Consider the following 8,574-nt stretch of genomic DNA (forward strand, 5'->3'; position numbering starts at 1 on the left):
GCCGCCGCCGTCTCAGGCGAGAGTGATCTGGTCGCCTGAGACTTTGAGCTCCTTGGCCGCGAGGGCCTTCGTCGCCGGGCCCGACGTCACCGAGCCGTCGGTGATGGAGAACCTGCTGTTGTGGCAGGTGCAGTTGATGGTGCCGCCGTCGATGTTCGACACCGGGCAGCCCTGGTGGGTGCAGATGGGGTCGAAGCCCTTGAACGTGCCGGCCTCGGGCTGGGTGATCACCACGCCCTTCGCCGCCAGGATCACACCGCCGCCGACCGGGACGTCGGCGGTGCTGGCCAGCGCGCCGGAGTCACCGGCGCCGCCGGTCGCCGACGCGCCGCCGGTCGGGGCGGAGTCGCCGCCGGCGGAGTCGTCGCTGCCGCACGCCGACAGGACGACCGCCGCGCCCACCGCCCCGGCACCGGCGAGGAGGGCGCGCCGCGTCTGCGTGGCCGGCCCGGTCTGCACCTGCTCGTCACTCATGTCTGGCCTCTCTGTCGACTGCCCGGCCCGGAGGGGTCCCGGGCCTCGTTGGGGTCCACGGATCACTGTGCCTGAAGGTTCAACAAATCGACCACAGTGATCGTCGGCGCGGACCGACGGGCGGGGCGGGGCGCGTGCGCGGTCGCCTCAGCGGGCCCCCGCCGGGACCTTGCGCGCCCGGGGGCGGGCCGGGGCGCCGTTGGCCTTCGCGGCCCGCCCGGTCGCCGCCTTCGCGCCCCGGGCCTCGCCGTCGAGCCCGAGCACCGGGCGCAGGAACCGGCCGGTGTGGCTCTCGGGCACCTCGGCGACCTCCTCGGGAGTGCCGGTGGCCAGCACCGTGCCGCCCCGGTGACCGCCCTCCGGGCCCATGTCGATCAGCCAGTCGGCCGTCTTGATCACGTCGAGGTTGTGCTCGATGGTGATCACCGTGTTGCCCTTGTCGACCAGGCCCTCCAGCACCATCAGCAGCTTGCGGATGTCCTCGAAGTGCAGGCCGGTGGTCGGCTCGTCCAGCACGTAGACCGTGCGGCCGGTGGAACGCTTCTGCAGCTCGGAGGCGAGCTTGACCCGCTGCGCCTCGCCGCCGGAGAGCGTCGGCGCGGGCTGGCCCAGCCGGACGTAGCCCAGGCCGACGTCGACCAGCGTCTTCAGGTGCCGGTGGATGGCCGGGATCGCGGAGAAGAACTCCGCCGCCTCCTCGATCGGCATCCCCAGCACGTCGGAGACGGTCCTGCCCTTGTAGTGCACCTCCAGGGTCTCCCGGTTGTAGCGGGCGCCCTTGCAGACCTCGCACGGGACGTACACGTCCGGCAGGAAGTTCATCTCGATCTTGATGGTGCCGTCGCCGGAGCACGCCTCACACCGGCCGCCCTTGACGTTGAACGAGAACCGGCCCGGACCGTACCCCCGGACCTTGGCCTCGGTGGTCTCGGCGAACAGCTTGCGGACGTGGTCCCAGACCCCGGTGTAGGTGGCCGGGTTGGACCTCGGGGTGCGGCCGATCGGCGACTGGTCGACGCCGACGACCTTGTCCACGTGCTCCAGGCCGCCGACCCGGGTGTGCCGGCCCGGCACGTGCCGCGCCCCGTTGATCTGGTTGGCCAGCACCGCGTGCAGGATGTCGTTGACCAGCGTCGACTTGCCGGAGCCGCTGACCCCGGTGACCGCGATGAGCTGGCCCAGCGGGAAGCTCACGGTCAGGTTGCGCAGGTTGTGCTCCCGCGCGCCGTGCACCACCAGCTCCCGGTCCGGGGTCTGCGGCCGGCGGACCTTCGGCGTCGGGATCTCCCGCCGCCGGGACAGGTACGCCCCGGTCACCGACTCCGGGTTGGCCAGCAGGTCCGGCACCGACCCGGAGTGCACGATGCGCCCGCCGTGCTCGCCCGCGCCCGGCCCGATGTCGACGATCCAGTCGGCGGTGCGGATGGTGTCCTCGTCGTGCTCGACCACGATCAGGGTGTTGCCCAGCCCGCGCAGCCGCACCAGCGTCTCGATGAGCCGGTGGTTGTCGCGCTGGTGCAGACCGATGGACGGCTCGTCGAGCACGTAGAGCACGCCCACCAGGCCGGAGCCGATCTGGGTGGCCAACCGGATGCGCTGCGCCTCGCCACCGGACAGAGTGCCGGCCGGGCGGTCCAGGGAGAGGTAGTCCAGCCCGACGTCGAGCAGGAACGTGAGCCGGGCGTTGATCTCCTTGAGCACCCGCTCGGCGATCATCTTCTGCCGGTCGGTCAGCTCGATGCCGGCCAGCAGCTCGGCGCACTCGCCCACCGACAGGTTGCAGACCTCGGCGATGCTCTTGCCGGCCAGGGTGACCGCGAGGACCTCGGGCTTGAGCCGCGCGCCGCCGCAGGCCGCGCAGGGCACGTCGCGCATGTAGCCCTCGAACTTCTCCCGCGACCACTCGCTCTCGGTGTCGGTGTGCCGGCGCTCGATCCACTGCACCACGCCCTCGAAGCCGGTGTAGTAGGAGCGCTCGCGGCCGAACTTGTTGCGGTAGCGCACGTGCACCTGGTCGCCGGAGCCGTGCAGGATCGTCTTCTGCGCCCGCGCCGGCAGGGCCCGCCACGGCGTGTCGACGTCGAAGTGCTCGGCCTCGCCCAGCGCCTCCAGCAGGCGCAGGAAGTATTCCAGGTTGTGCCCGCTCGACCAGGGCTGCAACGCGCCCTCGCGCAGGGTGCGCTCCGGGTCGGGGACGACCAGCTCCGGGTCGACCTCCTTCTTGGTGCCCAGGCCGGTGCACTCGGGGCACGCGCCGTACGGGGCGTTGAACGAGAAGACCCGGGGCTCCAGGTCCTCGATCGCGAGGGGGTGGTCGTTGGGGCAGGCCAGGTGCTCGGAGTAGCGGCGCTCGCGGTCCGGGTCGTCCTCGGCCAGGTCGACGAAGTCGAGCAGGACCAGGCCGCCGGACAGCCCGAGCGCCGCCTCGACCGAGTCGGTCAGCCGCTGCTTCGCGCCGGCCTTGACGGTGAGCCGGTCGATCACGACCTCGATGGTGTGCTTCTCCTGCTTCTTGAGCTTCGGCGGCTCGGTCAGCGGGTGCACCACGCCGTCGATCCGGGCCCGCGCGTAGCCCTTGCCCTGCAGCTCGGCGAACAGGTCGACGTACTCACCCTTGCGGCCCCGCACCACCGGGGCGAGCACCATGAACCGGGTGCCCTCGGCCATCGCCAGGACCCGGTCGACGATCTGCTGCGGGCTCTGCCGGGAGATCCGCTCCCCGCAGACCGGGCAGTGCGGCTCGCCGACGCGGGCGTAGAGCAGGCGGAGGTAGTCGTAGACCTCGGTGATCGTGCCGACGGTCGAGCGCGGGTTGCGCGAGGTGGACTTCTGGTCGATGGAGACGGCGGGGCTGAGGCCCTCGATGAAGTCGACGTCCGGCTTGTCCATCTGGCCGAGGAACTGCCGGGCGTACGACGACAGCGACTCGACGTAGCGGCGCTGTCCCTCGGCGAAGATGGTGTCGAAGGCCAGGCTCGACTTGCCGGACCCGGAGAGCCCGGTGAAGACGATCAGGGCGTCCCGGGGCAGGTCGAGACTGACGTCACGCAGGTTGTGCTCGCGCGCGCCACGGATGATCAGTCGGTCGGCCACTGTCCGTGTACTCCCGGTGAAGAAGGCGAGGAGGATCTGGTCGCTCGGGGCGGCCGGGAGGCTTCCGGGACGGCCCCGAGCGGTCGTGCGGGCGCAGAAGAAGCGCCTCGGCAACTCTAGCCCCGAGGTACGACAACTTTCCGCGCCCGCACATTCCCCCAGCTCAACCCGGTCACGCCGGAGCGCGTCGCGGCCCGGCCGGCCCGCACCCCCGACCCCGGCACCCCGGCGACCGACCGCCGCCGCCGCGATCAGCTCCGTGCCACCCCGGCAACACCGACAGTCACGGTCGGGCCCTCCGCCGCCGCCCGCCGCGCCAGCCGCCCCGGCGCTCGGCGGCCAGCCGGGCGTCCCGGCGCCGGCTCTCGAAGGCGACCTCCCGCTGCAACCGACGCCAACTGTCGTAGCGCCGGACGGTCAGCTCACCGGCCGCGAGGGCGTCGCGGACCGCGCAGCCCGGCTCGGCGTCGTGCGCGCAGTCGCCGTATCGGCAGTTCGTGGCCAGCGCGGCGATGTCGGCGAAGGCCCGGTCCAGGCCCGCCGCGCCGTCGAGCAGACCGACCGCGCGTACCCCCGGGGTGTCCAGCACCGCGCCGCCGCCCGGCACCGGCACCAGCGCCCGCCAGGTGGTGGTGTGCCGGCCCTTGCCGTCGACCCGGCGGATCGCCTGGGTCGGCATCACCACCGCCCCGGCCAGGGCGTTGACCAGGCTCGACTTGCCGGCCCCGGACGGGCCGAGCAGCCCGAGGGTGCGGCCCGGGGCCACGTACGGGCGCAGCGCGTCGAGGCCTTCGCCCCGCTCGGCGCTGACCGGCAGCACCGGCACCCCGGGGGCGACCCCGGCGAGCTGCCGGGCGATCGCCGCCGGGTCGGCGGCGAGGTCGGCCTTGGCGAGCACCACCAGCGGCGTGGCACCCGAGAAGTGCACCAGGGACAGCAGCCGCTCGATCCGGGCGACGTCCGGCTCGGGGTGCACCGGCTCGACGACGGCCGCGGCGTCGAGGTTGGCGGCGAGCACCTGCCCGCTGGCGTCCTTGCCGGCGGTGCGGCGCACCAGCGCCGTGCGCCGGGGCAGCACGGACTCCACGGTGACCGGCCCGTCGGGCCAGGCGCGCAGCAGCACCCAGTCGCCGGCGCAGGGCAGCCGGGTCAGGTCGCGGGCCGCGTCGGCGAGCACCGCCGCGCCGAGGGTGGCGCGGACCGGCCCGTCCGCGCCGAGGACCGTGCACACGCCCCGGTCGACGCGGGCCACCCGGCCCGGACACCGGCCGGCGCGGGTGCGTGCGTGGGCCGCCCGTTCGGCGTCCCAGCCGAGGGCGGTCAGATCGATGGACATGGCAACCTCATCGGGGTCGGAGGAGACGGTGGGGCGACACGCGTGCTTCGACCGGCATGGGCACCACCTCCTCCGAGTTCCCGGTGTCGCGTTCCACCACCGACGGTAGGGGCCGGGCCGACGCACCGAAAGCGATTTCCCCGGCGACGCCGGGGCGGCGGGCCGCTAGGGTTCGGGGCGTGACCGCCGACCCGCTGCTGATGACCGCTGACCTCGACGACGCCACGGCCCGGCTGCTGTGCACCGCCGCCGCCCTCGACGACACGGACGTCGCCGCGCCGTCGGCGCTGCCCGGCTGGAGCCGGGGCCACGTGCTGACCCACCTGGCCCGCAACGCCGACGGGTTCGTCAACCTGCTCACCTCCGCCCGCACCGGCGAGCAGATCCCGATGTACGCCAGCCCCGCGGCCCGCGCCGCCGACATCGCCGCCGGGGCGGCCCGCCCGCCCGCCGCCCACCTCGACGACCTGCGCCGCTCGGCGGAACGGTTCGCCGAGGCGGTCGCCGCGATGCCCGTGCAGGCGTGGGCGGCCACCGTGCAGACCCGGGGCGGCCCATGGCCGGCGGCGATGCTGGTCTGGGGGCGGCTGAGGGAGGTCGAGGTGCACCACGTCGACCTGGCCGCCGGCTACGCGCCGGCCGACTGGCCGCAGGCGTTCGCCCAGCGGCTGCTGCACGAGGTCACCACCAACCTGGCCGGCCGGGACGACGCGCCGGCGATGGTGCTGCGCTTCGACGGCAGCAGCCACGAGGTGGTCGTCGGCGACCCCGACGGCGCGCCGACGGTCACCGGTCCCGCCCACGGGCTCGCCGCCTGGCTGATCGGCCGTGGCGGCGCCGGCACGCTCGCCGTCACCCCCGACGGTCCCCTGCCGACCCCACCGGAATGGATGTGACAGACATGACCTACAGCGGAGACGTCACCCCCGGCTGCGCGCCGGCCGCACGCGAGCTCGACGGGCTCACCATCACCAAGGTGTCGGTGGGGCCGATGGACAACAACGCCTACCTGCTGCGGTGCCACGGCACCGGCGAGCAGCTGCTGATCGACGCCGCCAACGAGGCGCCCCGGCTGCTGGAGCTGATCGGCGACGCCGGTCTGGCCACCGTGGTCACCACCCACCGGCACATGGACCACTGGGTGGCGCTGGAGGAGGTCGTCACGAAGACCGGCGCGCGGGCGCTGGTGCACGTCGACGACGCCGCCGGCCTGCCGATCCCGGCGCAGCCGCTGGCCGACGGCGACACGGTGACCGTCGGCGACCACGCGCTGGAGGTGATCCACCTGCGGGGGCACACGCCGGGCTCGATCGCCCTGCTCTACCGCGACCCGGCGGGCGGCCCGCACCTGTTCACCGGCGACAGCCTCTTCCCCGGCGGGGTCGGCAACACGGACAAGGACCCGCAGCGCTTCGGCCAGCTCGTCGACGACGTCGAGCACCGGCTGTTCGACCGCCTTCCCGACGAGACCTGGTTCTACCCCGGGCACGGCCGGGACAGCACCCTCGGTGCGGAGCGCCCGTCGCTGCCGCAATGGCGGGCCCGCGGCTGGTGACCGGCGGCCGGCGCCGTCGCGCCCGCCCGGGGCTCAGGCCGGCGGCGCGGCGGGGACGGCGCCGCGCAGGCCGCGGCGGGTGACGAGCAGCACCACGCCGGCCAGCAGCAGGCCGAACGCCATGGTGACCAGCAGCGGCGAGACGTCCACCGGCAGCAGCCCGGCCAGCGAGCGGGACACCGTGCCGAGGGCCACGTAGAGGCCGGCCCAGAGCGCGGCCCCGACGCTCGCGCAGGCCAGGAACCGCCGGTACGACATCCGCAGGCCGCCCGCGGCCAGCGGCAGCAGCGCGTTGAACACCGGCAGGAAGGGCGCGACCAACACCATCCGGCCGCCGCCCCGACGCAGGACGGACTCGGCCGCCGCCCAGCGGGACTCCCCGATCCAGCCGCCGACGCGGCTGTGCCGCAGCCGGTCGCCGTAGCGCCGGCCGACGAGGAAGCTCAGCGACCACCCGGCCACGCAACCGGCGACCACGGCGGCGACGGTGCTCGCGGCGGTGGCCGGCCGCCCGACGCCGACCGCGGCGAGGACCGCGACGTCGCCGGGGACCAGCACCCCCACCAGCGGTACGGCGTCGAAGAGCATCACCACCCCGAGCACCCCCACCAACAGGATGATGGGCAGCTCCCCGACCTGGTCCGTCCATTCCGCCATGGCCCGTACGCTACGGCCGGTCCGCCACCTCCGGCATCGGGTTTGATCCCCCAGCCGACCCTGATCCCGCCTCGGGGTTCACCCCGCCGGCCCGGGGCCGCAGCACCTCCACCCGGCGCACCGGGGAGTCGACGGCCGGCTCGGTGGTGGGCACCCGGTAGCTGGCCACCTGGTCCAGGAGGTCCCGGGGCAGGTGGCCCCGGCCGGGGTCACCCACCAGCACCCGAGCGCCCCGGGCCACGGCGCGGCGTAGGAACGGCAGCACGCGGCCCGCCAGCACCCGGTCGTAGAAGACGTCCCCGGCGACGAGCAGATCCGCGTCCGGCCCGTCGGAGTCGAGCAGGTCCTCGCCGGTGACGGCGACGGCGACCCGGTTGGCGCGGGCGTTGACGGTGACCGCCGCGACGGCGTACGGGTCGATGTCGTTGGCGACGACCCGGTCCGCGCCGGCCAGCGCGGCGGCGATCGCGACGAGCCCCGAGCCGGCGGCCAGGTCGAGCACCCGGCGGCCGGCGGCCAGCTCGGGGTTGTCGAGCAGGTGCCGGGCCAGGGCCTGGCCGCCAGCCCAGGCCGAGGCCCAGTAGGGCGGGGGCAGGGCGTGGCCGGCCGCGGCCTCCATCCGGGCCCACCAGACGATGGCGTCCTCCGCGAGGTGCAGCCGCACCTCGGGCACGAAGGGGGTGGGCACGAGCCGCAGCCGGTCCAGCCCCTCGCCGGGCACGTCGATCTCCCGCTCCAGCACGGTCAGCGCGGTCGCTGCGGGACTCGTCATCGGGGCAAGCATGCCGCAGCCGGTCCCCCGCCGGGCGGGTTTTCCCCGGGCTGCGCCCGGGGCGCGGCCATTTTCGGGTACGCCCTGCGGCACTTCGCCCAGCAGATCCGGGTTTCGCCGGTTACTCTCGGGGAGGTACAGGGCGATCATCGACCGGCGGTCGGTGGTCACCCGCTTTGAACAGGGAGAGATGCATGGCTACCGGCACGGTCAAGTGGTTCAACTCGGAAAAGGGCTTCGGCTTCATCGAGCAGGACGGCGGAGGTCCGGACGTGTTCGTCCACTACTCGGCCATCGCGTCGAGCGGCTACCGGGAACTCAACGAGGGCCAGAAGGTCGAGTTCGAGGTGACCCAGGGGCAGAAGGGCCCGCAGGCGGACAACGTCCGCCCGATGTAGTTCCGTGCCGGTGACGGCGGTTGGGGACGACCCCGGCCGTCGTCGCAGCGCACCCGCGCCCGTCGCCCGGCGTACGTCCGCCGCGCGGCGGGCGCTCCTGTTCCCGGCGGGCGCGCTCCATCTTCCCGGCGGCGCTCCTGTTCCCGGCCGGCCCGACTTCCGGACGGCGGCCTGACGCGTCGCCGGCCCCGCGGCGCCCGCCCGGGGGGGTCAGCGCGGCGGGCGCCGCGCCGGCGCCGGGCGGGCCGCCCCGCCCTGGGCGAGGTGCTCCCGCGGGGGGGCCCCCCAA

General features: G+C 74.6%; 8 protein-coding genes. 3 read left to right on the plus strand and 5 right to left on the minus strand.

The window, feature by feature from the left end:
• Positions 1 to 12: 12 nt before the first annotated feature.
• From ACFT41_RS31580 to rsgA, 3 genes are all read right to left on the minus strand, one after another.
• Entirely contained in the window at positions 13 to 474 is a 462-nt protein-coding gene (locus tag ACFT41_RS31580; RefSeq protein ID WP_377589974.1) for a Rieske (2Fe-2S) protein, read from the minus strand.
• 147 nt (positions 475 to 621) lie between these two features.
• A complete protein-coding gene (gene uvrA, locus ACFT41_RS31585; RefSeq protein WP_377589975.1) occupies positions 622 to 3,567 on the minus strand; it encodes an excinuclease ABC subunit UvrA in 2,946 nt (981 codons plus the stop codon).
• Between the two features lie 283 nt (positions 3,568 to 3,850).
• Positions 3,851 to 4,903, minus strand: coding sequence for a ribosome small subunit-dependent GTPase A (gene rsgA / locus ACFT41_RS31590; RefSeq protein ID WP_377589976.1), 1,053 nt, complete (start codon positions 4,901 to 4,903; stop codon positions 3,851 to 3,853).
• Between the two features lie 179 nt (positions 4,904 to 5,082).
• Here rsgA and ACFT41_RS31595 point away from each other — a divergent pair, with 179 nt between their 5' ends.
• Complete coding sequence (locus ACFT41_RS31595; RefSeq protein WP_377589977.1) at positions 5,083 to 5,799, plus strand: maleylpyruvate isomerase family mycothiol-dependent enzyme; 717 nt, start codon at positions 5,083 to 5,085, stop codon at positions 5,797 to 5,799.
• Between the two features lie 5 nt (positions 5,800 to 5,804).
• Complete coding sequence (locus ACFT41_RS31600; protein WP_377589978.1) at positions 5,805 to 6,458, plus strand: MBL fold metallo-hydrolase; 654 nt, start codon at positions 5,805 to 5,807, stop codon at positions 6,456 to 6,458.
• 33 nt (positions 6,459 to 6,491) lie between these two features.
• On the opposite strand, the gene ACFT41_RS31605 is transcribed toward ACFT41_RS31600, so the two are convergent.
• Both ACFT41_RS31605 and ACFT41_RS31610 read right to left on the minus strand, forming a co-directional pair.
• Positions 6,492 to 7,115: a DedA family protein gene (locus ACFT41_RS31605; protein ID WP_377589979.1), complete on the minus strand. Its 624-nt coding sequence runs from the start codon at positions 7,113 to 7,115 to the stop codon at positions 6,492 to 6,494.
• A gap of 10 nt (positions 7,116 to 7,125) precedes the next feature.
• Positions 7,126 to 7,899, minus strand: coding sequence for a class I SAM-dependent methyltransferase (locus tag ACFT41_RS31610; RefSeq protein ID WP_377589980.1), 774 nt, complete (start codon positions 7,897 to 7,899; stop codon positions 7,126 to 7,128).
• Between the two features lie 182 nt (positions 7,900 to 8,081).
• On the opposite strand from ACFT41_RS31610, the gene ACFT41_RS31615 reads away from it, so the two are divergent.
• On the plus strand, positions 8,082 to 8,285 hold the full coding sequence (locus tag ACFT41_RS31615) for a cold-shock protein (protein ID WP_007462771.1): 204 nt from the start codon (positions 8,082 to 8,084) through the stop codon (positions 8,283 to 8,285).
• Positions 8,286 to 8,574: the final 289 nt, after the last annotated feature.

It is taken from the genome of Micromonospora sp. NPDC057141 (assembly GCF_042670805.1).
Lineage (GTDB): Bacteria > Actinomycetota > Actinomycetes > Mycobacteriales > Micromonosporaceae > Micromonospora.